23 protein-coding genes are annotated in these 24,062 nt (G+C 72.8%); 13 read left to right on the top strand and 10 right to left on the bottom strand.

The window, feature by feature from the left end; translation table 11 throughout:
• The coding region (locus tag E1285_RS11365; RefSeq protein ID WP_132150942.1) for a LysR family transcriptional regulator at positions 1-334 on the bottom strand (334 nt) is incomplete at its 3' end.
• Positions 335-403: 69 nt separating this feature from the next.
• Between E1285_RS11365 and E1285_RS11360 the strand changes: the two genes are divergently transcribed.
• Positions 404-931: a hypothetical protein gene (locus E1285_RS11360; protein ID WP_132150940.1), complete on the top strand. Its 528-nt coding sequence runs from the start codon at positions 404-406 to the stop codon at positions 929-931.
• On the opposite strand, the gene E1285_RS11355 is transcribed toward E1285_RS11360, so the two are convergent.
• Positions 873-1,409 (bottom strand): RNA 2'-phosphotransferase, encoded by a 537-nt coding sequence (locus E1285_RS11355; RefSeq protein ID WP_132150949.1) that lies wholly within the window; start codon positions 1,407-1,409, stop codon positions 873-875. The two genes, E1285_RS11360 and E1285_RS11355, sit on opposite strands and share 59 nt — an antisense overlap.
• Positions 1,410-1,460: 51 nt before the next feature.
• Positions 1,461-1,733: a 30S ribosomal protein S20 gene (gene rpsT / locus E1285_RS11350; RefSeq protein WP_132150938.1), complete on the bottom strand. Its 273-nt coding sequence runs from the start codon at positions 1,731-1,733 to the stop codon at positions 1,461-1,463.
• Positions 1,734-1,977: 244 nt separating this feature from the next.
• Here rpsT and lepA point away from each other — a divergent pair, with 244 nt between their 5' ends.
• Positions 1,978-3,822, top strand: coding sequence for a translation elongation factor 4 (lepA, locus tag E1285_RS11345; protein ID WP_132150936.1), 1,845 nt, complete (start codon positions 1,978-1,980; stop codon positions 3,820-3,822).
• A gap of 48 nt (positions 3,823-3,870) precedes the next feature.
• On the opposite strand, the gene E1285_RS11340 is transcribed toward lepA, so the two are convergent.
• The 3 genes from E1285_RS11340 to E1285_RS11330 form a co-directional block, all read right to left on the bottom strand.
• Positions 3,871-4,383: a DUF4870 domain-containing protein gene (locus E1285_RS11340; protein ID WP_132150934.1), complete on the bottom strand. Its 513-nt coding sequence runs from the start codon at positions 4,381-4,383 to the stop codon at positions 3,871-3,873.
• Between the two features lie 127 nt (positions 4,384-4,510).
• Complete coding sequence (locus tag E1285_RS11335; protein WP_132150932.1) at positions 4,511-5,920, bottom strand: hypothetical protein; 1,410 nt, start codon at positions 5,918-5,920, stop codon at positions 4,511-4,513.
• A 90-nt stretch (positions 5,921-6,010) separates the two neighbouring features.
• Positions 6,011-6,817 carry a hypothetical protein gene (locus tag E1285_RS11330; RefSeq protein WP_165966558.1) on the bottom strand — a complete coding sequence of 269 codons (807 nt, stop codon included), beginning with the start codon at positions 6,815-6,817 and terminating at the stop codon, positions 6,011-6,013.
• A 421-nt stretch (positions 6,818-7,238) separates the two neighbouring features.
• On the opposite strand from E1285_RS11330, the gene E1285_RS11325 reads away from it, so the two are divergent.
• Positions 7,239-7,700 (top strand): hypothetical protein, encoded by a 462-nt coding sequence (locus E1285_RS11325; RefSeq protein WP_132150928.1) that lies wholly within the window; start codon positions 7,239-7,241, stop codon positions 7,698-7,700.
• Between the two features lie 18 nt (positions 7,701-7,718).
• On the top strand, positions 7,719-8,927 hold the full coding sequence (hemW, locus tag E1285_RS11320; RefSeq protein WP_132150926.1) for a radical SAM family heme chaperone HemW: 1,209 nt from the start codon (positions 7,719-7,721) through the stop codon (positions 8,925-8,927).
• On the opposite strand, the gene E1285_RS11315 is transcribed toward hemW, so the two are convergent.
• On the bottom strand, positions 8,924-9,748 hold the full coding sequence (locus E1285_RS11315) for a DUF3097 domain-containing protein (protein ID WP_132150923.1): 825 nt from the start codon (positions 9,746-9,748) through the stop codon (positions 8,924-8,926). The genes hemW and E1285_RS11315 overlap by 4 nt on opposite strands.
• A 253-nt stretch (positions 9,749-10,001) precedes the next feature.
• Between E1285_RS11315 and hrcA the strand changes: the two genes are divergently transcribed.
• The 3 genes from hrcA to E1285_RS11300 all read left to right on the top strand — a co-directional run bounded on the left by hrcA (position 10,002) and on the right by E1285_RS11300 (position 12,950).
• On the top strand, positions 10,002-11,015 hold the full coding sequence (hrcA, locus tag E1285_RS11310; protein WP_132150921.1) for a heat-inducible transcriptional repressor HrcA: 1,014 nt from the start codon (positions 10,002-10,004) through the stop codon (positions 11,013-11,015).
• 1 nt (position 11,016) lies between these two features.
• Positions 11,017-12,150: a molecular chaperone DnaJ gene (gene dnaJ / locus E1285_RS11305; protein ID WP_132150919.1), complete on the top strand. Its 1,134-nt coding sequence runs from the start codon at positions 11,017-11,019 to the stop codon at positions 12,148-12,150.
• 68 nt (positions 12,151-12,218) lie between these two features.
• On the top strand, positions 12,219-12,950 hold the full coding sequence (locus E1285_RS11300) for a 16S rRNA (uracil(1498)-N(3))-methyltransferase (RefSeq protein ID WP_132150917.1): 732 nt from the start codon (positions 12,219-12,221) through the stop codon (positions 12,948-12,950).
• Between the two features lie 22 nt (positions 12,951-12,972).
• Here the strand turns inward: E1285_RS11300 and E1285_RS11295 are convergent, their stop codons facing one another.
• Positions 12,973-13,680 carry a hypothetical protein gene (locus E1285_RS11295; protein ID WP_132150915.1) on the bottom strand — a complete coding sequence of 236 codons (708 nt, stop codon included), beginning with the start codon at positions 13,678-13,680 and terminating at the stop codon, positions 12,973-12,975.
• Positions 13,677-14,219, bottom strand: coding sequence for a SigE family RNA polymerase sigma factor (locus tag E1285_RS11290; protein ID WP_229808129.1), 543 nt, complete (start codon positions 14,217-14,219; stop codon positions 13,677-13,679). Before E1285_RS11290 ends, E1285_RS11295 begins: the two co-directional genes overlap by 4 nt.
• Positions 14,220-14,565: 346 nt before the next feature.
• On the opposite strand from E1285_RS11290, the gene E1285_RS11285 reads away from it, so the two are divergent.
• The 4 genes from E1285_RS11285 (at position 14,566) to E1285_RS11270 (ending at position 17,989) form a co-directional block, all read left to right on the top strand.
• A complete protein-coding gene (locus tag E1285_RS11285) occupies positions 14,566-14,910 on the top strand; it encodes a histidine triad nucleotide-binding protein (RefSeq protein ID WP_132150913.1) in 345 nt (114 codons plus the stop codon).
• A gap of 291 nt (positions 14,911-15,201) precedes the next feature.
• A complete protein-coding gene (locus E1285_RS11280) occupies positions 15,202-16,179 on the top strand; it encodes a PhoH family protein (protein WP_243722719.1) in 978 nt (325 codons plus the stop codon).
• Positions 16,179-16,655 (top strand): rRNA maturation RNase YbeY, encoded by a 477-nt coding sequence (gene ybeY, locus E1285_RS11275; protein WP_132150909.1) that lies wholly within the window; start codon positions 16,179-16,181, stop codon positions 16,653-16,655. Before E1285_RS11280 ends, ybeY begins: the two co-directional genes overlap by 1 nt.
• Positions 16,655-17,989 (top strand): hemolysin family protein, encoded by a 1,335-nt coding sequence (locus tag E1285_RS11270; protein ID WP_207946531.1) that lies wholly within the window; start codon positions 16,655-16,657, stop codon positions 17,987-17,989. The genes ybeY and E1285_RS11270 overlap by 1 nt, the downstream gene beginning before the upstream one ends.
• Before the next feature lie 57 nt (positions 17,990-18,046).
• Here E1285_RS11270 and E1285_RS11265 read toward each other — a convergent pair whose 3' ends face one another.
• Positions 18,047-18,379 carry a cytidine deaminase gene (locus E1285_RS11265; protein ID WP_347814072.1) on the bottom strand — a complete coding sequence of 111 codons (333 nt, stop codon included), beginning with the start codon at positions 18,377-18,379 and terminating at the stop codon, positions 18,047-18,049.
• Positions 18,380-18,524: 145 nt separating this feature from the next.
• Here E1285_RS11265 and E1285_RS11260 point away from each other — a divergent pair, with 145 nt between their 5' ends.
• Positions 18,525-20,657 carry an MMPL family transporter gene (locus E1285_RS11260; protein WP_132150905.1) on the top strand — a complete coding sequence of 711 codons (2,133 nt, stop codon included), beginning with the start codon at positions 18,525-18,527 and terminating at the stop codon, positions 20,655-20,657.
• Between the two features lie 54 nt (positions 20,658-20,711).
• Complete coding sequence (locus E1285_RS11255; protein WP_132150903.1) at positions 20,712-24,062, top strand: BTAD domain-containing putative transcriptional regulator; 3,351 nt, start codon at positions 20,712-20,714, stop codon at positions 24,060-24,062.

Genomic DNA, 24,062 nt, shown 5'->3' with positions numbered 1-24,062 from the left:
CGTCGCCGAGCAGGTAGAGGTAGGCGCCTTCGCCGGCGGCGAGGGCCGGGACGCGGGTGGGGGCGGTGCCGTGGACGTCGGCGAGGAACGCGCCCACGCGGGCGTCGAGGTCACGGGCGAAGCGGGCGACCTGTTCCCCGGCGGGCGTCAGGGCCAGCCGGCGGCCGTGTCTGGTGTAGAGGGGGCGGCCGAGGGTCTCGGCGAGTTTCTGCACCTTGACGTGGAGGGAGGGCTGGGAGATGTGCAGGTCTTCGGCGGCCCGCGTGAAGTTGAGGTGGTCGGCGAACACGGCGAACGAGGCGAGCGCGTCGGTCGAGAGGCGGCTCATCTCCATAGATGACGACTATAGCTTCAGGACCGATCAATAGTTCTGCTTGAGGAGCGCGGGACCGAGGGTTGAGGCATGAACATCGAACCTCGGCTCGGCGTCGATTTCGGCCGGGTCATTCACGGCGGGCTCCTGGCCCCCGGCGACGACGACACCGCGTTCCTCGGCGGGAGCTTCGAGGACGCGCTCGCCTCACCCGCGACCCGGGGCGTGTACGAGGTCCTGCCGGGGCTGATCGAGGACTTCGGCGGACGGGCCTGGATCATCTCCAAGTGCGGCGACCGCGTGCGGAAGCGGACATTGGCCTGGCTCGACCACCACGACTTCTATGCGCGGACGGGGCTGCCCAGAGAGAACGTCCGGTTCTGCCGGAAGCGAGAGGAGAAAGCGCGGCACTGCCGCGAACTCGCGATCACCCACATGATCGACGACCGGCTGGACGTGCACCGGGCCATCCGGGACGTCGTCCCCCACCGGTACCTGTTCGGGCCGAAGGAAGGGCCCGGATGGGTGCGGCACATCCCCGACTGGGCGGCCGCCGAGGTCATTCGCGCAGATATTCCGGCGGGACGAGGCCGGCGAGCCACACCCCGTTCGCGCTGACGCGGAACTCGTGCCCGTCGGCGGCCATCCGCGCGGCCTGGACGACCAGGACGACGGGTTCGCCGCGGCGGGCGCCGACGCGCCGGGCCGTCTCACGGTCGGGGGAGAGGTGGACGGCGTGCCGCCCCATGGGCAGGAGACCGTCGCGCAGGATCGATTCCACGGAACCTCGCACGGTGCCGTGGTAGAGCGATTCGGGCGGGGACGCCGAGGGCAGGTCGAGATCGACCTGTATCGAATGCCCCTGGACGGCCCGGATGCGCTCGCCGTCGATGACGTAGCGCTTCTTGTCGTTGACCGCGACGACGTGTTCGAGTTCGGCGCGGGTGAGCGGGAAACCGTGCCGGGCGGCGGCCGCGAGCAGTTCGGTGACGCCGGCCCAGCCTCCGGAGTCGAGGGTGAGGCCGATCCGCCCGGGGCGGTGCCGCAGATGCCGGGCGAGGTACTTGGAGATCGTCACCGCGCGCCGCTCGTCCATGGACATGCGTCGGGGCCGGCGCGTCACCGGCCGGCCCCGTGCGTGCGGCTCTTACTTGGCCGCCTGCAGCGCGGAGGCGCGCTTGGCGATGGCCGACTTGCGGTTGGCGGCCTGGTTCTTGTGGATGACGCCCTTGCTCACGGCCTTGTCCAGCTTGCGCGCGGCGTGCTGCTGCGCGGCGACGGCGCCCTCGACGTTGCCGGCGTCGGCGGCCTCGCGGAACTTGCGGATCGCAGTCTTCAGCTCGGACTTGACGGCCTTGTTGCGCAGCCGGGCCTTCTCGTTCTGCTTGTTGCGCTTGATCTGGGACTTGATGTTAGCCACGTCTGTAGTGCCTCAGCTTGGTCGCGATCCTCGCCTGCGCGGACGGCAGGCTCTGACGAAGGGTCTGAACGGGGGCGGGACGGTACCCCCCGGGGCACGACGCTACGCCACACGCAGTCGCATAGCCTACCAAGCTCCAGGCCCCTCCCCAAACCGGGTTCGTGCACGGAGCATCGAGTCCGGCATGGGACCATGGGAGTACACATGTCCTTGCCCGTCAGTGAGTTTTTGCGAACGGACCCCGGTGGCAGCGCCCGAGCCTGACAAGACCGATCCCGCGATCATCCGCAACTTCTGCATCATCGCGCACATCGACCATGGAAAGTCGACTCTCGCGGACCGGATGCTGCAGTTGACGGGTGTGGTCGAGGGGCGCCAGATGCGCGCCCAGTACCTCGACCGCATGGACATCGAGCGCGAGCGCGGCATCACGATCAAGAGCCAGGCGGTCCGGCTGCCCTGGACGGCCGGCGGCACCGACCACGTCCTGAACCTGATCGACACCCCCGGGCACGTCGACTTCTCCTACGAGGTGTCGAGGTCGCTCGCGGCGTGCGAGGGCGCGGTCCTGCTGGTGGACGCGGCGCAGGGCATCGAGGCGCAGACGCTCGCCAACCTGTACCTGGCGCTCGAGGCGGACCTGCACCTGATCCCCGTCCTCAACAAGATCGACCTGCCGGCGGCGCAGCCGGACAAGTACGCCGAGGAGCTGGCCGGGATCATCGGCTGCGAGCCGTCGGACGTGCTGCGCGTGTCGGGCAAGACCGGCGAGGGCGTCCGCGAGCTGCTCGACAAGATCGTCGAGGAGGTGCCGGCGCCGGTCGGCGACCCCGACGGCCCCGCCCGCGCGCTGATCTTCGACTCGGTGTACGACACCTACCGCGGCGTGGTGACCTACATCCGGATCATGGACGGGCGGCTGTCGCGGCGCGAGAAGAGCATGATGATGGCGACCGGGGCCGCGCACGAGACCCTGGAGGTCGGCGTCATCGCCCCGGAGCCGAAGCCGGTGCAGGGCCTCGGCGTCGGCGAGGTCGGCTACCTGATCACCGGGGTGAAGGACGTCCGGCAGGCGCGCGTCGGCGACACCGTGACCGGCGCGTCGCGGCGGGCGCCCGAGGCGCTCGGCGGCTACCGCGACCCGAAGCCGATGGTGTTCTCCGGCCTCTACCCGATGGACGGCGACCAGTATCCGGAGCTGCGCGACGCGCTGGACAAGCTGCGGCTGAACGACGCCGCGCTGGTCTACGAGCCGGAGACGTCGGCGGCGCTCGGGTTCGGGTTCCGCTGCGGTTTCCTCGGCCTGCTGCACATGGAGATCGTCCGGGAGCGGCTGGAGCGCGAGTTCGACCTCACGCTGATCTCGACCGCGCCGAACGTCGTGTACCGCGTGGTGATGGAGGACGAGACGGAGCACATCGTCACCAACCCCAGCGAGTTCCCCGAGGGCAAGATCGCCACGGTGTACGAGCCGGTGGTGCGGACGACGCTGCTGAGCCCGGCCGAGCACATCGGCGCGATCATGGAGCTGTGCCAGGGCCGCCGCGGGGTGCTGCTCGGCATGGACTACCTGTCGGAGGATCGCGTCGAGATCCGCTACACGCTGCCGCTCGCCGAGATCATCTTCGACTTCTTCGACCAGCTGAAGTCGAAGACCCGCGGCTACGCGACGCTGGACTACGAGCCCAGCGGGGAGCAGGAGTCGGACCTGGTGAAGGTCGACATCCTGCTGCAGGGCGAGTCGGTGGACGCGTTCAGCCAGATCGTCCACCGGGACAAGTCCCGCGAGTACGGGCTGATGATGACGTCCAAGCTCAAGGAGCTCATCCCGCGGCAGCAGTACGAGGTGCCCATCCAGGCGGCGATCGGCGCCCGGATCATCGCCCGTGAGAACATCCGCGCCATCCGCAAGGACGTCCTCGCCAAGTGCTACGGCGGCGACATCTCCCGCAAGCGCAAGCTGCTGGAGAGGCAGAAGGAGGGCAAGAAGCGGATGAAGACCATCGGGCGGGTGGACGTCCCGCAGGAGGCGTTCGTCGCGGCGCTGTCCACCAGCGGCGGCGAGCCCACCGACAAGGGCCGCAAGTAGCCACGCGGGCCGGACCGCGCATCCGCACGGCCCGGCCCCGGCACGGGCCTACTTCTTCAGAATCGGCCAGGCCACGACGGGCGGCACGGCCCGGAACTCGCCGCGGTTGGCGGCCCTTCCCGCGTAGACGAGGTAGAACATCACGGCGGCCGTGAACAGCAGCGGCGCCCAGATGAGCACCTCGACCGCCAGCGACAGCAGCAGGCCGACGAACCACACGGCGATCGCCGCGAGCCCCATGTTGAGGCCCTGCGCGGCGTGCCTGCGCACGAACGGTGAGCGTGCCTTGCCGACGTAGACGATGGCGGGGGCGATCGCACCGATGAGGAACTGGCCCACGTACGCCATCAGCGACCACGTCTTGTCGTCGTGGGAGACGGGGCCGAAGTCGGCGGGCATCTGGGCGGTGCCCCCGCCCTGCTGCTGCGGCTGCTGCTGCCATGCCGAGCCGCCCTGCTGATGGGGCTGCTGCCAGGCGTTTCCGGGCTGCTGCCACGGGGCCTGCTGCTGCCATCCCGGCTGCTGCCCCTGACCGTGCGACGGGGGAGGCCCGTAGCCCATGGCGGAAGTCCTCTCCTGTGTTCGCTGTGCACTTCTTGGCGAAGTGTATGACTCCTTGGACGCGCCCGGAGTTCGGGTGGCTCCTCGCTTTCGCCGGACCGTGGCCGTTTCGCGCCACGACCGCCGGTCAGGCGGGCCCGGGGCGCCAGAGGACGGCCGACGGGCTCTCCCGCGTGAGCGTCACCGAACCCCGCCATTCGATGGACGACGGCTGCGGCAGGTACGACTCGTCCAGGAAGAACCCCCGGTTGATCGCGGTGACCGTGGCCGGCGCGCCGTTGTCGCCGATTCCCGTCGCACGGCGCAGCGCCTCGACCGCCGCGATGTCGGAGACCTCCGTTCCCTCCGGGAGTTCGACGGTGGTGGCGACGGCGCCGTCACGTTCGGCCGACCAGGTGGGCTGATCGTGGTCGGAGCGGTAGAGCGTCGCCGGATCGGACTTCAGGCGGACGCCGAGCGCCACCCCCGGCACCGAGCCCCACGCGGTCGCCGCGCCGGTCGTCTTGGCGAACTCGGCGAACAGGTACGTCCGCTGGTCGCCGACCTCGCGCGTAGCCGGATCGGACGGCCGCTCGATCTTGCCCTCGCGGACCATCTCCTGCGCCGCGACGCGGTACGTCCAGGGTTCGCGGTCCATGACGGCCTCGCGGGCCCGTCCGGCCGGACGGGTCCGGGACGTGTCGAGCAGGAAGCGCAGCGGCGGATCCGGCGAGACGACGTCGCACATGTTGTTGTTGTGCGTGCACGTCTGCAGCACCGGGTGATCGCCCTCGAAGCGGCCCGTGAACCGGAACGTCAGGTGCAGCGGCGCCTGGTAGACGGCGGTGCCGTCCACGCGCCGCCCGGACCCGTCCACCTCCACCCGGTACACCCACTCGATGTCGGTCGTGCGGCCCCAGCGGGCCATCAGCGCCGGCGTGTCGGTGCCGCCGTCCTCGTTGCTCCACACCATCGAGTACTCGATGATCCGGTGCCCGGGCGTGGCCGCGGGCCGCGTCTCGTGCCACGCGGTCAGCGGCGTGTCGGTGGTGGCGTTCTGGTAGGGGTCGCCGAACGGCCAGCCCGTCCGCCCGACGACGATGGGCGCGTGCCGCAGCACGACGGCGCCGGCGGACGGCATCCGCACGCGGGTGCGTCCCAGCCTGACCCGTTCGGCGGCCGGGGCGCTGCCCTCGGCGAACCGCAGCGTCACCCTGTGCTCGCCCTCCCGGACGTGACCGAGCCCGAGGCTCCGGGCCACCGGGTCGGACGACGGCACGACCAGGTCGGTGACATGCCGCCCGTCCACCGCGATCGACACGACGGCGGACTCGGCGCCCTCGCGGCCCCAGGAGACGCCCGGGGCGGACGCGGCGAAGGAGATCACGGCCTCCCCGTCCCGCGCCGCGGTGAACGCCAGCGACCGGGCGGGCCCGCCGCGGTCGACGATGATCGTCCCCGGCCCGGAGGCCCCGGCGGGCCCGGCGGGGACCAGGGGAGCGCCGGCGAGGGCGGCACCGGTCAGTACGAGCACGCCTCGGCGCACACGGCTTCTCATGATCGCCGAACCTAGACCGGCCGGGTCGCGATCCGGTGACGGCCCGGTCCCCCGTCGGTGTCGGGTTCGTCGTTGTCCGGCAGCGGGCCGTCAGGCCCGTCCGGCCCGCGTTTGCAGCGGGCTCCGCATCGGCCCCGCCGCGGACGGCGGCCGGAGGGACACGCCGGTGAACCGCTCCGCGGCGGCGTCGGCGCCGTCGGGTTCGTAGAGCGTGAGCCCCGCCGCGGCGAGCCGCGCGGTGCGCCCCCGCCGGACGACCTCGTGCCCGAGTTCCCGCAGCAGCGCCACCACGTCCTCAGCGGGCTCGTCGAGCAGCTCGACGCTCTCGAACCGCAGCCGCATCTCCGGGTTCCCGCTCCAGCCGGGCGGCCGCGTCGCGCAGATCTCGGCGAGCCGCTCCACGCCGTCCTCACCCCGGCCGGTGGACAGGGCCAGCCTCCCGCGCCCCACCCGGACGCTGCGGTGACCGGCCCAACCGCACAGGAACTGCGACGTCGGCGGACGCGTCCCGCAACGCTCCGCGACCGCGGCGAGCGTGCTCCATGCGTCCTGCGCCCGCGTCGAGAACAGCAGGCTCGCGTCCGGGAGCAGCGCGCCCCGGCCCGGTTCGAGCGTGATGGCGAACGGCGCGACCTGGCCCGGGAACCGCGCGGGATCGGCCTCCCGCAGCGTGACCAGGCCCTCCCACATGACGGGCTCGTCCACCGCGAACCAGGTGATGACGGCCTCGACGCCGAGATCGCGGAACGTCGCGTCGGTCAGCCGTTCCGCGACGACCTCGCGCAGGCCCTCAGCCGTCTCCGCCAGGCGCCGCCTCCACCACGCGGGCTCCGGCCCGGACCCCGCGTCCGTCTGCCAGCGCGTCCCCGCCCCGGCGAAATCCGTACGCCGCTCCACCCCCGAAGCGTCCACCGCCACGCAGTGCCACCCGTCCGGCTCACCGCACAACACCACCCGCGCAGGAGCTCTTTCTGTTTGCAATGCCCTCCTCCTTCGGGCGCGGGGCGCCCTCCAGTGTTCATGGCGTTTCTCTCCTCCTTCGGGCCTTGGGGCCCTCCATCGTCGAGAAACGCGTGCGATCGCTGGCATCGCTCCGACTCGCCTGGCGGCTCGCTGCGCGATCAGATTCTCGCATGCTCGAATCTGCCTTCGGACGCGATCGCGAGACCTGGGGTGGTCGCATGGCTGAGGCGGTGGTGATGTTGGTGAGTTCGCAGACGACACGGGTGGGCTGCCTTGTTTGTTCAGGGCTCATTGTCGGTACGGTCGGTTGGGTACCGTGCCGATCAAGCGGCTCTGACGACCTCCCGGAGGTAGCGTGACCCACCCCGAGCAGGTTCTGCGTTCCCCGAAGGAACGGGAGACGGTGAACGGCGCAGTGCGCGCGCTGCGGTCCGCGGCCCCCTCGGGCTGGGAGCGGCTCGACTTCAAGTTCCGCGCGACGGTCGGCATCGACAGCGCCTCCTTCGAGGTCGAGGACGCGGACGGCGAACGCCACACGGCCATGCCCCCCGGCCAGGCCGTGGGCAAGATGGACGAGCTTCGCCGTGTCATGTACCGGCGCGGCAAGGGCGCCTGGTTCACGGCCCGGCTGCAGATCGACCGTTCGGGCCACTTCAGCGCCGAGTTCGACTACGACGGCGAGCCCGACTTCACCCCGCCTCTCAACCCGTCCGCCTACGCTCTGGACCTGGACCGCTTCCCCCGGAGCGAGGAGCACATCCCCGACTGGCTCCGCGAGATGCTCAAGGAGGACTCGCCGGACAGAGCAGGGAGTTGAACGGGGCAGACTTGAAGGGTGCCTGCGACTCTTCCTGACGGTGATCCTGTACCGGCCGACGGTTCGCTGCCCGGTAGTGCCTTGGCGGGGCTGGGGGAGCGGCCGTTCGCGTTCTATGTGCATGTGCCGTTCTGTGTGACGCGGTGCGGGTACTGCGACTTCAACACGTATACGGCGGCGGAGCTCGGGCCGGGCGCGAGCCGCGATTCCTACGTCGGCACCGCCATCGGTGAGGTGCGGTCGGCCCGGCGGGTGCTGGGCGACGTGGATCTGCCCGTCGAGACGGTTTTCGTGGGCGGCGGTACGCCGACTCTGCTGCCGCCGGACGATCTGGGTCGTGTCCTGACCGCGATCGATGAGGAGTTCGGCCTCGCTCCGCACGTGGAGGTCACTACGGAGGCCAATCCCGAGTCGGTGGACGAGGCGTACGTGCACAGGCTGCGGGAGGTCGGGTTCACGCGTGTTTCGTATGGCATGCAGAGCGCCCGTGAGCATGTCCTGTCCGTGCTGGAGCGCACGCATACGCCGGGGCGCGTTCCGCAGGTGGTGGAGTGGACGCGCAAGGCCGGGTTCGACCACATCAACCTCGACCTGATCTACGGGACGCCAGGGGAGAACGACGACGACTGGAGGGCCTCGCTGGAGGCGGCTCTGGAGGCGGAGCCCGATCACGTGTCGGCGTACGCGCTGATCGTCGAGGAGGGCACCCGGCTGGCGGCGCAGGTGAGGCGGGGCGAGCTGACGGCGCCCGACGACGACGCCATGGCCGACCGGTACCTGATCGCCGATGAGATGCTGAGCGCGCACGGGCTGCGCTGGTATGAGATCTCCAACTGGGCCGCCGACCCCGGCGCCGTCTGCCGGCACAACATGCTCTATTGGACGGGTGCCGACTGGTGGGGTGTCGGCCCCGGGGCGCACAGCCATGTCGGCGGGACCCGCTGGTGGAACGTCAAGCATCCCGCCGCCTACGCCGCCCGTCTCGCGGAGGGCACCACGCCCGCGCACTCCAGGGAGCTCTTGGACGAGGACGACCGGCACATCGAGCGGGTCATGCTCGAACTCCGGCTCGCTCAGGGCTGCCCCGCCGGCCTCCTGGACGGCAAGGCCGTCCGCAGGGCGATCGGTGACGGCCTGATCGAGGCCGCGCCGTACGAGGAGGGCCGTGCGGTGCTCACCCTGCGCGGGCGCCTTCTGGCCGACGCCGTCGTCCGCGATCTGACCTAGCCGGCCTGGGGGACGGTGACGAAGTCGATGAGCTCTTCCACGCGGCCCAGGAGGGCGGGCTCCAGGTCCGTGAAGGCGTTCACCGAACCCAGGATCCGTTTCCAGGCCGCGCCCGTGTCGTCGCCCCAGCCGAGTTCTGCGACGACGCCCTCCTTCCAGGGGATGCCCCGGGGGATGCGCGGCCAGGCGCGGATGCCGACGGACGCGGGCTTCACCGCTTCCCAGATGTCGATGAACGGGTGCCCGGTGACCAGGACGTGAGGTGAGGAGACCTGGGCGGCGATCCGGGACTCCTTGGAGCCGTCCACCAGGTGGTCGACGAGGACCCCGAGACGGCGGTCCTCCTCCGGGCCGAACTCGTCCACGATGGCGGGCAGGTCGTCCACGCCTTCGAGGTACTCCACGACGACGCCCTCGACCCGCAGGTCGTGTCCCCAGATCTTCTCGACCAGCTCGGCGTCGTGGACGCCCTCCACATAGATGCGGCTCTCCTTCGCCACCTGGGCCCGCACCCCCTGGACGGCGATGGAGCCGGACGCGGAGCGGGCGGCCCCCCGGGGCGCGGAGGCCGGCCGGACGAGCGTCACGGGCTTGCCGTCGATGAGGAACCCGGACTTGGCCAGCGGGAACACGCGCCGCTTGCCGAACCGGTCCTCAAGCGTCACGCCGAACTTGTCGCAGCCGACGACGGCGCCGCAGAACCCGCTGCCGGGGTCCTCGGCGACCAGCCCGTTCTCGGCCGGGATCTCGGGGATCTGTCCTTTGCGGGGCCTGCGCCAGTCGCCGGCCAGCACATCGTTTCCATAGTCCTTGCTCTGCACGGGTCCGCACATTAACCCGGCGGGACGCCCGCGCGGTGTCGTCCCTCGTCCCTCGGCGTGGCGGCCGCGTCCGTTAAGGGTAGGATCGCGCAGCCGTGCGGGCTGTGCGCGGGCACTCCAGACCGGGGCCTCCGGGCCGTACACTTGGCACTCGGGAGTAATGAGTGCCAGCAGCGCGTGCGCGGAACGCCGCACGGGCCGCCGGCGAGGAGCCGATCGGGGGCCCATGGCAGGGGATGAAGGAGGTGACACGGTGCTGGACGACCGGAAGCTCGCGGTCCTGCGCGCCATAGTCGAGGACTACGTCTCCACCAACGAGCCGGTGGGGTCCAAGGCCCTCGTCGACCGGCACAACCTCGGCGTGTCCTCGGCCACCATCCGCAACGACATGGCGGTGCTGGAGGAGCAGGGGTACATCGCCCAGCCGCACACCAGCGCCGGCCGGGTCCCCACCGACAAGGGGTACCGGCTGTTCGTCGACCGGCTGTCCAACATCAAGCCGCTGTCGGTCGCCGAGCGCCGCGCGATCGAGACGTTCCTGTCCGGCGCCTACGACCTCGACGACGTCGTCGGCCGCACGGTGCGCCTGCTGGCGCAGCTCACCCGGCAGGTCGCGGTGGTGCAGTACCCGTCGCTGACCCGCTCGGCGGTGCGGCACGTCGAACTGGTGCCGGTCGCCGAGGGCCGGCTGCTGCTCGTCCTGATCACCGACACGGGGCGGGTGGAGCAGCGGGTCATCGAGACGGGCGCCAACGTCTCCGAGGAATCGATCGGGCACCTGCGGGCGTTGCTCAACACGTGCCTTGACGGGCTCGGCCTCGGAGAGGTGCCGACGGCGGTGGCGGACCTGCCGGACAAGGTGGTCCCGGACGACCGGCCGCTCGCGGCCTCGGTGCTGTCGGTGCTGCTGGAGACGCTCGTCGAGAAGCACGAAGAGAAGATCGTCTTCGCCGGCGCGGCCAACCTCGCCGCGGTGGACTTCTCACCGAGCCTGAGGGAGGTTCTCGTGGCGCTCGAAGAGCAGGTCGTGTTGATGCGGCTGCTCGGGGAGACCGGCGATTCCTCTACAGTTACGGTGCGGATCGGCACCGAGAACCCCGACCTGGGGCTCCGATCGACTTCGGTCGTCGCCGCCGACTACGGCGTGGGCGACCTCACTCTGGCCCGGCTGGGAGTGCTCGGGCCTACACGCATGGATTACCCCAGCACGATGGGAGCGGTACGGGCAGTGGCACGCTACGTGGGACAGATCCTGGCGGGGTCGTAAGGTGGCAAACGACTACTACGCGGCCCTGGGTGTCCGGCGGGACGCCAGCGCCGACGAGGTCAAGAAGGCATATCGCCGGCTCGCGCGGGAACTCCACCCGGACGTCAACCCGGATCCGGAGACCCAGGACAGATTCAAGGAGATCACCCAGGCGTACGAGGTGCTCTCCGACCCGAAGAAACGCGAGATGTACGACCTCGGCGCGGACCCGTTCGCGTCCGCGGGCGCGGGAGGCGCCGGCGGCTTCGGCGGCGCCGGGTTCCCGTTCAGCGACATCATGGACGCCTTCTTCGGCAGCGCGGCGTCCCGGGGCCCGCGGTCGCGGGCGCGGCGCGGGCGCAACGCGACGCTGCGGGTGGAGCTCGACCTGAGCGAGACGGCCTTCGGCACGACCCGGGAGCTGTCCATCGACACCGCGGTCGCCTGCACCGGCTGCGAGGGGACGGGCTGCGCGCCCGGCACCCACCCGGACACCTGCGAGACGTGCCACGGGCGCGGCGAGGTGCAGCAGGTCCAGCGCTCGTTCCTCGGCCAGGTCATGACGGCCCGGCCGTGCCCGGCGTGCGGCGGCTTCGGCTCGGTGATCCGCAACCCGTGCACCGAGTGCTCGGGCGACGGCCGGGTCCGTACCCGGCGGACCGTCAAGGTCAAGATCCCGGCCGGGGTGGAGAACGGCATCCACATCCAGCTCGCCGGCGAGGGCGAGGTCGGCCCCGGCGGCGGCCCGCCCGGCGACCTGTTCCTGGAGATCGCGGAGAAGCCGCATGCGATCTTCGAGCGGGAGGGCGACGACCTGCACTGCACGGTCGAGATCCCGATGACGGCGGCGGCGCTCGGCACCAGCGTCACGATCGAGACCCTCGACGCGGCCGAGAGCGTCGACATCAAGCCCGGCACGCAGTCCGGGCAGGTCATCACGCTCTACAACCGGGGCGTCCGGCACCTGAACGAGAGCGGCCGCGGCGACCTGATGATCCACGTGAACGTGGAGACGCCGGAACGGCTCGACGAGGAGCAGGAGGAGCTGCTGCGCCGCCTGGCGACGCTGCGCGGCGAGGAGCGCCCGCCCGGCAGGTTCGCGCCGGGGCAGCGCGGCGTGTTCTCGCGGCTCAAGGACGTCTTCAACCAGCACTGAAGAGCAGCGGCGGCGGCCTACGAAGAGGGCCGCCGCGGCGACTCCGCGCATGGTGACCAGGGAGGCCCATGAGCCCGCCGGTTTTCCTCGCCGGGTCGGACGCGCTGGAACGCGCGAGCGTCGTCCTGGACGGCCCGGAGGGGCGGCACGCCGCGGCCGTGCGGCGGCTGCGGCCCGGTGAGCGCGTCGACCTGACCGACGGCGAGGGCCTGCTGGCCGAATGCGTCGTCACCGAGGCCGGCCGGGCGTCCCTGACGCTGGACGTGCTGGCACGGCACCGGCAGCCGCCGCCGTCGCCGCGCATCGTGGTCGTCCAGGCGCTCCCCAAGGGCGACCGGGGGGAGCTGGCGGTCGAGACGATGACCGAGGCGGGCGTGGACGAGATCGTCCCGTGGTCGGCGGCGCGCTGCGTCACGCAGTGGCGGCCGGAACGCCGCGAGAAGGCCCTCGGGCGCTGGCGCGGCACCGCCCGGGAGGCGGGCAAGCAGGCCAGGCGGAGCCGGCTGCCTCAGGTCGCCGGGCTCGCGTCCACCGGCGACGTCGCCGGACGGGTCGCCGCGGCGTCCCTGGCCCTGGTCCTGCATGAGGAGGCCGACCTGCGGCTCAGCACCGTGGAGCCGCCCGCGGACGGCGAGATCGTCGTGGTGGTGGGGCCCGAGGGCGGCATCACCGGTGAGGAGCTGGAGCGGTTCGCCGCGGCGGGAGGCCGCCCGGCCCGGCTCGGCCCGACCGTCCTGCGGACGTCGACGGCGGGGGTGGCGGCCGCCGCCGTCCTGATGGCGGCGACCGGCCGCTGGTAGCGGCGGCGGGCTCGCGGCCCGCTCAGGGGGTGCCGGCGGCGGCGTCGCCCTGCTCGGTGCTCTTCGTGGTTTCGCTCGGCGGGGGCGACGAGGGTTCCTGCGTCGGCTTGCCCGGGTCCGGCGTCGTGGACGTCGGCGGCGTCGGCGTCGTGGTCGGCGCCTGCGACGTGCTGCCGCTCGGGCAGGGCTTGGGCGTCGCGGCCCCGGTCGGCTCCGACCCGGGGGACGCCGCGATCGTGGGCGACTCGGGCGGCGGCTGGATGCCGCAGGACGACAGGCCCGGCGAGGAGCTGGAGTTCGGCGTCTCCGAGGTGCTCGGGGAGCCGGACGTGCTGCCGCCCGGCGTCGACGGGCCGGGGGACGCCGGGTCGCCCTGGGTGCCGGTGTGGTCGCCGGCGGCGTGGTCGCGTTCGCCGCCCGCCGAGCCGTTGCTGCCCACCGACTGCTGGATGAGGTCGATGGTCTGCGGCGCGGTCACGCCGAGCCCGGCGATCGCCACGGCGGCGGCCACGGCGAGGACGGGACGCGCCCAGTTGACGGTGAACCGGTCGAACCCGAATCCGAACCGGGCCGGGCCGAACCGACCGAGACCGAACCGGCGGCCGGAGCCGTCGGCTACGCGGGCCCGGATGCGCTCCAGGCCGTCGCCCGCGGGGTTGACCGAGTCCGCCTCCGCGTTCAGGGCACGGCGGAGGATCTCGCCGTGCTCGTCGTGGGGGTCGGTGGTCATGAGAACTGCTCCAGGACGTTGCGTAGCGCGGTCATGCCGCGTGCCGTGTGACTCTTCACGGCACCGCGGGAGATGCCCATCGCGCTGGCGATCTCCGCTTCGGACAGATCCGCGTAGTAGCGGAGGACGAGCGCCTCCCGCTGGCGGGCGGGCAGCCGGGACAGCGCGTCGATGACCGCCGAGCGTTCCAGCTCCCCGATGGCCCCGGCCTCCGCGCTCGGCGCGTCCGGCAGGCCCTTCGGGGCGTACTTCTCGACGACGGCGCGGTGCCGGAGCACCGATCGCGACCGGTTCACCACCGACTGGCGCAGGTACGAAAGGGCCTTGTCGGGGTCGCGCAGCCGGCGCCAGCCGCCGTGCATCGCGACGAACGCGTCCTGGACGACCTCTTCGGCCGTTCCGGCGTCCCGCACGAGCATGGCTGCGAGCCTTACCAGCGAGCGATAGTTGGCGCTGTAGAGCGCGGTCACCGCCTGATCGGCATCCCAGGCGACGGCCACCGCCCCCGCCGTGCCCCTGGCCACGAGGGTCTCGGTCACGTCAGTTGGACGCGCACCCTCGTCGGTGGGTTTACGAAAGGGCATGTTCTGGTTTGCCTCGGTCACCTGTCCGCCACCTTTGCCGTCCCCCGGCCGCCCATTCGTACGGTCGCCTTCGGAACGGCGTGGATAGGGCGCGCCCGCCCGATCCAGGCGCGCCGCAATGCGTCGCGAACCGGGGGGTACGCCCTGAGCTGACAACCCTAACCAGTAGCGGGACGCGATGCCGACCGCCACGGAAGGTTGATCGCCGAAAACCTTATCCAGTGCGGGCCGCCGGGAGCCATGCTTCGCGGGTCTCGGTAGGATTCCGGGGCGGTCGCGGGCCGCCGGCGAGGGGAGAAGGATGACCGACTGCCTGTTCTGCAAGATCGTTTCCGGGGACGTGCCGGCCAAGATCGTCCGGGAGTCGGCGGGCACGGTGGCGTTCCGCGACATCAACCCGCAGGCGCCCACGCACGTGCTCGTCATCCCGAGGGCGCACCACGCGACCGCCGGCGAGCTCGCCGCGGCCGACGCCGGGCTGCTCGCCGAACTGGTGCGCGAGGCCCACCAGGTGGCGGTGGACGAGGGCATCGCCGGGACCGGCTACCGGGTCGTGTTCAACACCGGCGCGCAGGCCGGCCAGACCGTGTTCCACGTGCACGCCCACGTGCTCGGCGGCCGTGGCCTCAACTGGCCGCCCGGCTGACCGTCCCGCCCGATCGTTCCCCGCCTGCCCGTTCGCCGGGCGGCGCGGTTCCGCGCGCCCGGCGGCGCGGCGAAAACCATCCGCGTCGCGCCGGGCACGGCCAGTACGATGGAACCGGTACATCTGGACACCAGGAGCAGACAGAAGGCAGGTCGGAGAGGCCGCAAGGCCCGGCTAATGGTCGAATCAACTCACACGAGGTCGACTCGCACGGAGTCCACCAGCACGGGGCGCGACGACCGGACAGGCTCGCCCTCCCAGATCAGGATCGTGGTGCCGGACGACCATTCGATGGTGAGCCTGCTGGGCTCCCGGGATGAGCTGCTCCACGCGATCGAGCAGGCGTTCGGCGACGACATCGACATCCACGTCCGCGGCAACGAGATCACCGTGACCGGCCCCGAGGGCGAGACCGCCCTGGTCTCGCGGCTGTTCACCGAGATGCTCGAACTGCTGAAGGGCGGCACCCAGCTCACCCCCGACGCGGTCGAGCGCAGCCTGGCGATGCTGCGCGGCGAGAGCGACGCGCGCCCCGCCGAGGTGCTGACGCTGGACGTGCTGTCCAGCCGGGGCCGCACGATCCGCCCGAAGACGCTGAACCAGCGGCGCTACGTCGACGCGATCGACAAGCACACGATCGTGTTCGGGATCGGCCCCGCCGGCACCGGCAAGACGTACCTGGCGATGGCGAAGGCCGTCCGCGCGCTGCAGGACAAGAAGGTCAACCGGATCATCCTGACGCGTCCCGCGGTGGAGGCGGGGGAGCGGCTCGGGTTCCTGCCCGGCACGCTGTACGAGAAGATCGACCCGTACCTGCGTCCCCTCTACGACGCGCTGCACGACATGGTCGACCCCGACTCGATCCCCCGCCTGATGGCCGCCGGCACCATCGAGGTCGCGCCCCTCGCCTACATGCGCGGGAGGACGCTGAACGACTCGTTCATCATCCTGGACGAGGCGCAGAACACCTCGCCCGAGCAGATGAAGATGTTCCTCACCCGGCTCGGGTTCGGCTCGAAGGTCGTGGTGACCGGCGACGTCACGCAGGTCGACCTGCCGAACGGGCAGCAGAGCGGGCTGCGCGTCGTCCAGGGGATCCTGGAAGGCGTCGAGGACATCCACTTCTGCCACCTCGACAGCCGCGACGTCGTCCGGCACAAGCTGGTCACCGACATCGTCGACGCCTACAACCGCTACGACGAGGAGCAGGTGCCGGCGTTCAAGCAGGGCGCGGCGGGACGCGGCGGGGCCCGCAAGCGGGGGCGGTAGTGAGCATCGAGGTCCTCAACGAGTCGGGTGTCCCGGTCGACGAGAACGCCATCGCCGGCCTGTCCCGGCACGTCCTGGACGGCATGCGCGTCCACCCGCTGGCGGAGCTGTCGGTGCTGCTGGTCGACGAGGCCGCGATGACCGAGCTGCACGAGAAGTGGATGGACGAGCCCGGCCCGACCGACGTGCTGTCCTTCCCCATGGACGAGCTGCGGCCCGGTCACATGTCCGGCGGCGCCGACGAGGACGGCGACGGCGACCCCGGGCTGCTCGGCGACGTCGTCCTGTGCCCCGAGGTGGCCGAGCGGCAGGCGCGCGAGGCCGGGCACGGCACCGCGGAGGAGCTGGAGCTGCTGTGCGCGCACGGCATCCTGCACCTGCTCGGCTACGACCACGCGGAGCCGGAGGAGCACCGGGAGATGTTCGGCCTGCAGGCCGGGCTCCTGACCTCCTGGCGGGAGAAACGCGGCGGCTGATGAGCACCGCTCAGGCGTGGTTGCTGGCCCTCGCGGCGGGCCTGGTCCTCATGGCGGGCCTGCTGGCCAGTACGGAGGCGGCGCTCGCCCGGGTGTCGCGGGTCACCGTCGAGGAGATCGTCCGCGACGGGCGGCGCGGCGCGAGACGGCTGGCCGAGGTGGTCGCCGACCCGGCCCGCTACGTCAACATGGTGCTGCTGCTGCGCATCGCCTGCGAGCTGGTCGCCACCGTGATCTTCGCGGACCTGTGCATCTCGTGGCTGGACGAGACGTGGCGCGCCTACGTCACCGCCGCCGCGATCATGATCGTGATCAGCTACGTGGTGGTCGGGGTCGCGCCGCGCACGCTCGGCATCCAGCACGCCGACCGGATCGCGCTGGCCGGCGCCGCGGTGATCCATCCGGTGACGCGGGTGTTCGGGCCGCTGCCCCGGCTGCTGATCGCGCTCGGCAACGCCCTCACCCCCGGCAAGGGGTTCCGGGAGGGGCCGTTCGCGTCCGAGGCCGAGCTGCGCGACCTGGTGGACCTGGCCGAGCAGCGCAGCCTGATCGAGCCGGTCGAGCGGGAGATGATCCACTCGGTGTTCGAGCTGGGCGACACGCTCGTCCGCGAGGTGATGGTGCCGCGCACCGACATCGTGTTCGTCGAGCGCCGCAAGACCCTCCGGCAGGCGATGTCGCTCGCGCTGCGCAGCGGCTTCTCCCGGATTCCCGTCGTCGGCGAGAACGAGGACGACGTCGTCGGCATCGCCTACCTCAAGGACGTCGTCCGCCGCAGCCAGGAGCACCGCGAGGGCGAGTCCGTCGAGACGGTCGACTCGGTGATGCGGCCCGCCACCTACGTTCCCGACAGCAAGCCGATCGACGAGCTGCTGCGCGAGATGCAGGCCCGGCAGATCCATCTCGCGGTCGTCATCGACGAGTACGGCGGCACCGCCGGCCTGGTCACGATCGAGGACATCCTGGAGGAGATCGTCGGGGAGATCACCGACGAGTACGACCGGGAGACGCCGCCGGTGACCTGGCTGCCGGACGGCGCCGCCAGGGTCACCGCGCGCCTCCCGGTCGAGGACCTCGCCGAGCTGTTCGACGTGGAGATGGACGTGGAGGAGGTCGAGACGGTCGGCGGCCTGCTCGCCCACGCGCTCGGCCGCGTCCCCATCGAGGGCTCCACCGCCGAGGTCGGCTCCGGGGACGGGGACCCCGTCCTGTCCCTCAAGGCCGAGGCCATCGCCGGCCGCCGCAACCGGGTCGGCACCGTGCTCGTCAGGCGGCTGGGCGCGACCGCGGAGGGCGCACCGGACACGCAGGATTCCGGCCAGGCCCGCCAGTGAAGGGCCTGCCGATCACGAGCCCGCCGATCACAGGCCCGCTGGTCACAGGCCCGCTGGTCACAGGGTCGCCTTGACGCTTCCGTCGGGACCCGCCACGAGGACGGGGGCCTTGGCGCCCAGGTCCCGGACGGCGGTGACGTCGGCCGCGGCCGGGCTCTCGGCGGCGGTGACCACGGCGGCGGCCTCCAGGTCCTCGGCGCCGCTGGAGACGGCCATCGCGACGGCGACCTTGAGCGCCGAGAGCTTCAGGGACGGCAGGTCCACGCTCGTGGCGGAGTAGGTGCGGCCCGTCTCGTCGCGGACGGCGGCGCCCTCGGCGGCGCCCGTGCGGGCCCGCGCCGACCTGGCCAGGGTGATGATCTTCGCGTCCTCGGGGTTCAGCTCGCTCACGCCCCCAAGGGTACGGGCCCGGTGAACGGGCATCGCAAGCGGCGCTTGCGGCCGCGTGGTCCTCTCGCAAGTCACCGCCAAGTGGACGGCAAGGGACGCGCGCGATCCTCAGGATGACGAACAGAGCCGTTCTGGGGGAGAAAAGATGTCCCGTCTGCTTTACCGCCTGGGGAGGGCCGCGGCCCTGCGGCCCTGGCGGTTCATCGTCGTGTGGGTGGTCCTGGTCGCGTCGATGGCCGGCCTGGCGGGTGTCGCCGGAGGATCCCTGCACGACAACTACACGCTGGAAGGGACGGGGTCGCAGCAGGCCACCGACCTGCTGGAAGGGCGCTTCCCGGCGCTGTCGGGGGCGGACGCGAGGGTCGTCGTCCACGCGGACTCCGGGACGGTCGACCGGGCGGCGCTGTCGGCGGCGGCCGCGGAACTGGGCGAGCTGCCGCACGTCAGCGCGGTCGACCCGCCGCAGCCGAGCCCGGACGGCGCGACCGCGCTGATGACCGTCCGGTACTCGGTGCCGGTCACGGACCTGGCGCCGGGGGAGACGCTCGACCTGCTGAGGTCGGCGACCGGGAACCTCGACGCCGCGGGCTACCAGGTGGAGTTCGGCGGCCAGGTGCCCGAGAACGTCACGGCCCCCGGAGGCACCGCCGAGGCGATCGGGATCGGGGCCGCGCTGGTGATCCTGCTGCTGGCGTTCGGGTCGGTCGTGGCGGCGGGCCTGCCGCTGGTGGTGGCGCTCGCAGGGCTCGGCGCGGGCGTGTCGGGAATCACGCTGCTGGCCGCGTTCACCGATGTGGCGACCACCGCGCCGACCCTGGCCATCATGGTCGGGCTGGGCGTCGGCATCGACTACGCGCTGTTCATCCTGACCCGGCACCGCGAGGGCATGGCGGCGGGCCTCGGCGTTCCCGAGTCGGCGGGACGCGCCAACGCGACCGCCGGGCTGTCGGTGATCTTCGCGGGGTGCACGGTGCTGCTGGCGCTGTGCGGGCTGGTGCTGTCCCGGATCCCGGTCTTCATGACCATGGGTTTCACGACCGGGCTGGTCGTGGCGACGACGATGCTGAGCGCGGTCACGCTGCTGCCGGCGGTGCTGGGGCTCGCCGGGCGCCGGGTGCTGCGCCGCCGCGACCGCGCGTCCGGGGCGAAGATCGTGGTGGAGTCGCCGCGGGTGCGGCGGTGGGCCGAGCACGTCGGGCGGCGCCCGCTGCCGTGGCTGCTGGCCGGGACGCTGCTGATGCTCACGCTGGCCGCGCCCGCGCTCGGGATGCGCACGTGGCCGAGCGACGCCAGCAGCGAGCCGACGTCCAACACCGCCCGGCAGGCCTACGACCTGGTCGCCGAAGGCTACGGTGACGGCGCCAACGGTCCGCTCGTCGTCGCCGTCGACCTGGAGAAGGCCGACCAGAGCGCCCTGCCCGGCCTGGGCGAGCGGCTCGCCGGGACGGGCGGTGTCGCGGCCGTCGCGCCACCCCGGCTGTCCCCGGACCGCGACGCCGCGGTGATCATGGTCACGCCGGAGTACGGGCCGCAGGACGAGCGCGCCACGGACCTGGTCGACCGGATCCGCGCGGACGTGCTGCCGCCGGGCGCGGAGATCACCGGCCTGACCGCCGCCTATGTGGACCTGTCCCGGGTGCTGTCCGACCGGCTCTGGCCCGTGATCGGCGCGGTCGTCGCCACCTCCTTCATCATGCTGATGATCGTGTTCAGGTCCCTGCTGGCGCCGCTGAAGGCGGCGGTGATGAACCTGCTGTCGATCGGCGCCGCGTACGGGGTGCTCACGGCCGTGTTCCAGTGGGGCTGGGGCGCCGGGCTGCTCGGACTCCCGCACAGCGTGCCGGTGTCGAGCTTCATCGTGCTGCTGCTGTTCGCCGTGCTGTTCGGCGTGTCGATGGACTACGAGGTGTTCCTGCTCTCACGGGTCCGGGAGGAATGGCTGCTGAGCGGCGACGCGCACGGCTCGGTGTCCTCCGGCCTGGCCGCGACCGGCCGGGTGATCTCCAGCGCCGCGCTGATCATGGTGGCGGTGTTCCTCGGCTTCGCGGCCGACCCCGGACTGGTCATCAAGCAGATGGGGGTGGGGCTCGCGGTGGCGGTGGCGCTGGACGCGACGATCGTCCGGCTGGTGCTGGTGCCCGCCACGATGTCGCTGCTCGGGCGGGCGAACTGGTGGCTGCCGGGGCCGCTCGCGCGCGTCCTGCCGCACATCGACGTGCACGGCGGCTCCCGGCCCGCCGAGAAGGCCGGACGGGAACCCGAACCCAGCCGCGTGTGACGGCGGGGGAGCGATCACGATGGGGGGACATGTCCCGGTTAGGCTGATCGGGACATGTCGCCTGTCGTTCGCGTGCTCGGGGCCTTCGGCGCCGAGGTCGCCGGGGAGCCCGCCGACCTCGGCGGTCCACGGCAGCGTTCCGTCCTCGCGCGGCTCGCCGCCGCGCGGGGCCGGATGGTGACCGCCGACCGGCTCGTCGAGGACCTCTGGGCGGGGACCGCCCCGCCCAGGGCCGCCGCCGGCCTGCAGTCGTTCGTGTCCCACCTGCGCCGCGCCCTCGAACCGGACCGCCCGCCGCGCACGCCCGCGCGGATCCTGGTCACCGAGCCGCCGGGCTACGCGCTCCGGCTGCCGGACGGCAGCGTCGACGCGTGGCGGTTCGACGCGCTGATCGACGAGGCGACCGGGGCGCTGGAGGCCGATCCGGCGCGGGCCCGCCGCTGCGCGGAGGCGGCGCTCGCCGAGTGGCGCGGCCCCGCCTACGCCGAGTTCTCCGACCTGCCGTGGGCCGCCGCCGAGGCCGCCCGCCTGGACGAGCGCCGCCTGCTCGCCGTCGAGCGCCGCGCCGCGGCGATGCTGCGGCTCTCCTGCGCGGCCGAGGCCGTCCCCGACCTGGAGACCCACGCCGCGGCGAACCCGCTGCGCGAGGAGGCGTGGCGGCTGCTGGCCCTCGCCCTCTACCGCGCCGGCCGCCAGGGCGACGCGCTGGCCGCGATCCGCCGCGCCCGCGCGACCCTGACCGAGGAACTCGGGGTCGAACCCGGCCCGGCGCTGCGCCGCCTCCAGAGCGACATCCTGACCCAGTCTCCCGACCTCGGGGAGGCGGTGCGGCCCGCCGAGCGGCCAGCCGAGCGGCCCGTCCTGCGGGCGGCACCCGAACCCCGGGAGGAACACTCCGACTTCGTCGGACGCGACCGGGAACTCGCCCGGCTGGACGAGGCCGCCCGGGACGCCGCCGGAGGCGGGGGCGGCGTCGTCCTGGTCGGCGGCGACGCGGGGATGGGCAAGACCGCGCTCGCCGAGAGGTTCGCGCGGACCCTGGCCGAGCGGGGCTGGACGTGCGCGTGGGGGCGCGCCCTGGAGACGGCGGGAGCACCCGCGGCCTGGCCCTGGGCCGAGCTGCTGCGCGAGCTGGCCGGAGCCGTGCCGCCGGGAGCCGGGCTCGCCGCACGCCTCGGGCCGCTGCTGGACGACGCCTTCACCCCCGGCGGGGACGCCGACGTCGGTACCGGACGGTTCCGGCTGCATCTCGCCGTCGGCGACTACCTCACCGAGGTCGCGGACGCGGCGCCGCTCCTGCTCGTCCTCGACGACCTGCACTGGGCGGACGAGGAGACCCTCGCCCTCCTCATCAGGCTCGCCGGGCGGCTGCGCGACCGTCCCGTCCTGGTGCTGACCACGTTCCGGCAGACCGAGGTCCCGCCCGGGCTCGCCGCCGCGCTGGCCGCGCTCGCCCGCCACGAGCCGGTGCGGCTCGAACTGGGCGGGCTGTCGGCGGCCGAGGTCGCCGCACTGGTGCGCGGCATCTGCGCCACCGGGCTCGGCGACGCGGAGCTGTCGGCCATCGCCGAGCGGACGGGCGGCAACCCCTTCTTCACCCGGGAGACGGCCCGGCTCCTGGACGCCGAGGGCCTGCCCGCCGCCACCCGCCGGGTGCCCGCCGGGGTCGGGGACGTGCTGCGCCGCCGCATCGCCAGGCTCCCGGACCCGGTCCGGACCGTGCTGCGCGACGCGGCCGTCATCGGCCGGGAAGCCGGCCTGGACGTCCTGTCCGATCTCGCCGGGGACGAGGAGACCGTGATCGACGCCGTCGAGGCCGGCCTCGCCAGCGGCCTGGTCACCGAGCCCGCGCCCGGCCGGATGCGGTTCGCGCACGCCCTCGTCCGCGACACCCTCTACGACGGGATCTCGCGCGCCCGCCGGACCCGGCTGCACGGCCGGGTCGCCGCCGCGCTGGAGCGGCACGCCCCGGGCGAGGTCGCCGCGATCGCGCACCACCACCTCGAATCGGGCACCGACCCGGACGGCGCCGTCCGGTACGCGCGGCGCGCGGCGCAGGCCGCCGAGGCCCGTTTCGCCCACCGCACCGCCGCGGACCTGTGGGTCCGCGTCGTCGAGACGCTGCGCGCCCAGGGCCCCGGGGCGGCCCGGGACCGGCTGGAGGCCGAGGCCGCCGCGATCCGCGCGAGCGCGCTCGCCGGGCACGTCGTCGACGCCCGGGACCGGCGGCTGGCCGTCATCGCCGACGCCCGCGCGTTCGGCGACGTCCGGCTGCTCGCCCGGATCATCGTGAGCTTCGACGTCCCGACGCTGTGGACGAGCCGGGAGTACGGGACCCTCGACCAGGCCGTGGTCGAGGCCACCGAGGAGGCCCTCGCACGGCTCCCGGACGGCGAGCGCGAACTGCGCGTCCGGCTGCTGACCACCCTGGCGATCGAGCTGGAGGGCGAGCAGCGCGAACGCGGGGTCACCGCGTCCGGCGAGGCGGTCCGCACGGCCCGCGCCCTGGACGCCCCCGAACTGATCGCCGTCGCGCTGAACGGCGCCTACATCAACAGCTACCGCTCGGCGGACGGGCTCGCCCGGCGGCACCGGATCGCCGCCGAGCTGCTCGATCTCGCGACCCGGCACGACCTCGGCACCTACCTCGTCCTCGCGCACCTGCAGATGCAGCAGGCCGCCCTCGCCGGACTCGACACCGCCACCGCGCAGCGGCACCTGGAGGAGGGGCGGCGGCTGGCCGACCAGTACGGGCTGCCGCTCCTCGCCGCGATCGGCGGCTGGTACGCCGGGCTGACGCACGCCTTCAGCGCCACGTTCGAGGAGGCGGAGCGCACGTACGACCGGCTCAGCGACGCCATCGGCCGGACGAGGATCTGGTCGAGCGAGCTCGTCGTCGGATTCCTCGGCGTCTTCTGCCTGCGGATCGTCCAGGGCCGGACCGCGGAGATGCTGGAGGGCTCGGCATGGCTGCACCGCCAGTGGAGCCACGTGGCCGCCACCGCCGACCTGCACGCCCTCGCGCTGGTCGCCGCGGGCCGCACCGCGGAGGCCGAGCGGGTCATCGCCGGGGCCGGCCCGGTGCGCCTCGACTACTTCTTCGACCTCACCATGGCGGTGCGGGCGCTGCGCGCGATGGCCCTCGGCGACCGCGATCTGGCCGAGGAGGCCTACACGGCGCTGGCGCCCTACGCCGGGCAGTTCACCGGCGGCGCGACCGCCGTCGCCACCCTCGGCCCCGTCGCGCAGGTCCTCGGAGATCTCGCGGTGTTCCTCGGGCGTCCCGCCGAGACCGCCGCCGGGCACTACCGGAAGGCCGCCGAGGTCGCCCACCGGCTGGGCGCCACCCGGTGGGCCGAGGAGGCGGGCGCGGCGACGGCCCGTCTCGGCAGCCCCGCGGCGTAG

It is taken from the genome of Actinomadura sp. 7K507, assembly GCF_004348425.1.
In the GTDB taxonomy this organism is placed as follows: Bacteria; Actinomycetota; Actinomycetes; order Streptosporangiales; family Streptosporangiaceae; genus Spirillospora.
Note: the sequence above shows the minus strand (reverse complement) of the source record. Positions and strands in the feature narration are given on the sequence as shown.

What these genes read in the sequence shown, in the direction of transcription:
- E1285_RS11360 (WP_132150940.1), top strand. Translation starts at nt 404, where the DNA reads ATGAACATCGAACCTCGGCTCGGCGTCGATTTCGGCCGGGTCATTCAC.
- E1285_RS11355 (WP_132150949.1), bottom strand. Translation starts at nt 1,409, where the DNA reads ATGGACGAGCGGCGCGCGGTGACGATCTCCAAGTACCTCGCCCGGCAT.
- E1285_RS11340 (WP_132150934.1), bottom strand. Translation starts at nt 4,383, where the DNA reads ATGGGCTACGGGCCTCCCCCGTCGCACGGTCAGGGGCAGCAGCCGGGA.
- E1285_RS11335 (WP_132150932.1), bottom strand. Translation starts at nt 5,920, where the DNA reads ATGAGAAGCCGTGTGCGCCGAGGCGTGCTCGTACTGACCGGTGCCGCC.
- E1285_RS11300 (WP_132150917.1), top strand. Translation starts at nt 12,219, where the DNA reads ATGAGCCCGCCGGTTTTCCTCGCCGGGTCGGACGCGCTGGAACGCGCG.
- E1285_RS11295 (WP_132150915.1), bottom strand. Translation starts at nt 13,680, where the DNA reads ATGACCACCGACCCCCACGACGAGCACGGCGAGATCCTCCGCCGTGCC.
- E1285_RS11285 (WP_132150913.1), top strand. Translation starts at nt 14,566, where the DNA reads ATGACCGACTGCCTGTTCTGCAAGATCGTTTCCGGGGACGTGCCGGCC.
- E1285_RS11280 (WP_243722719.1), top strand. Translation starts at nt 15,202, where the DNA reads ATGGTGAGCCTGCTGGGCTCCCGGGATGAGCTGCTCCACGCGATCGAG.
- E1285_RS11270 (WP_207946531.1), top strand. Translation starts at nt 16,655, where the DNA reads ATGAGCACCGCTCAGGCGTGGTTGCTGGCCCTCGCGGCGGGCCTGGTC.
- E1285_RS11260 (WP_132150905.1), top strand. Translation starts at nt 18,525, where the DNA reads ATGTCCCGTCTGCTTTACCGCCTGGGGAGGGCCGCGGCCCTGCGGCCC.
- E1285_RS11255 (WP_132150903.1), top strand. Translation starts at nt 20,712, where the DNA reads ATGTCGCCTGTCGTTCGCGTGCTCGGGGCCTTCGGCGCCGAGGTCGCC.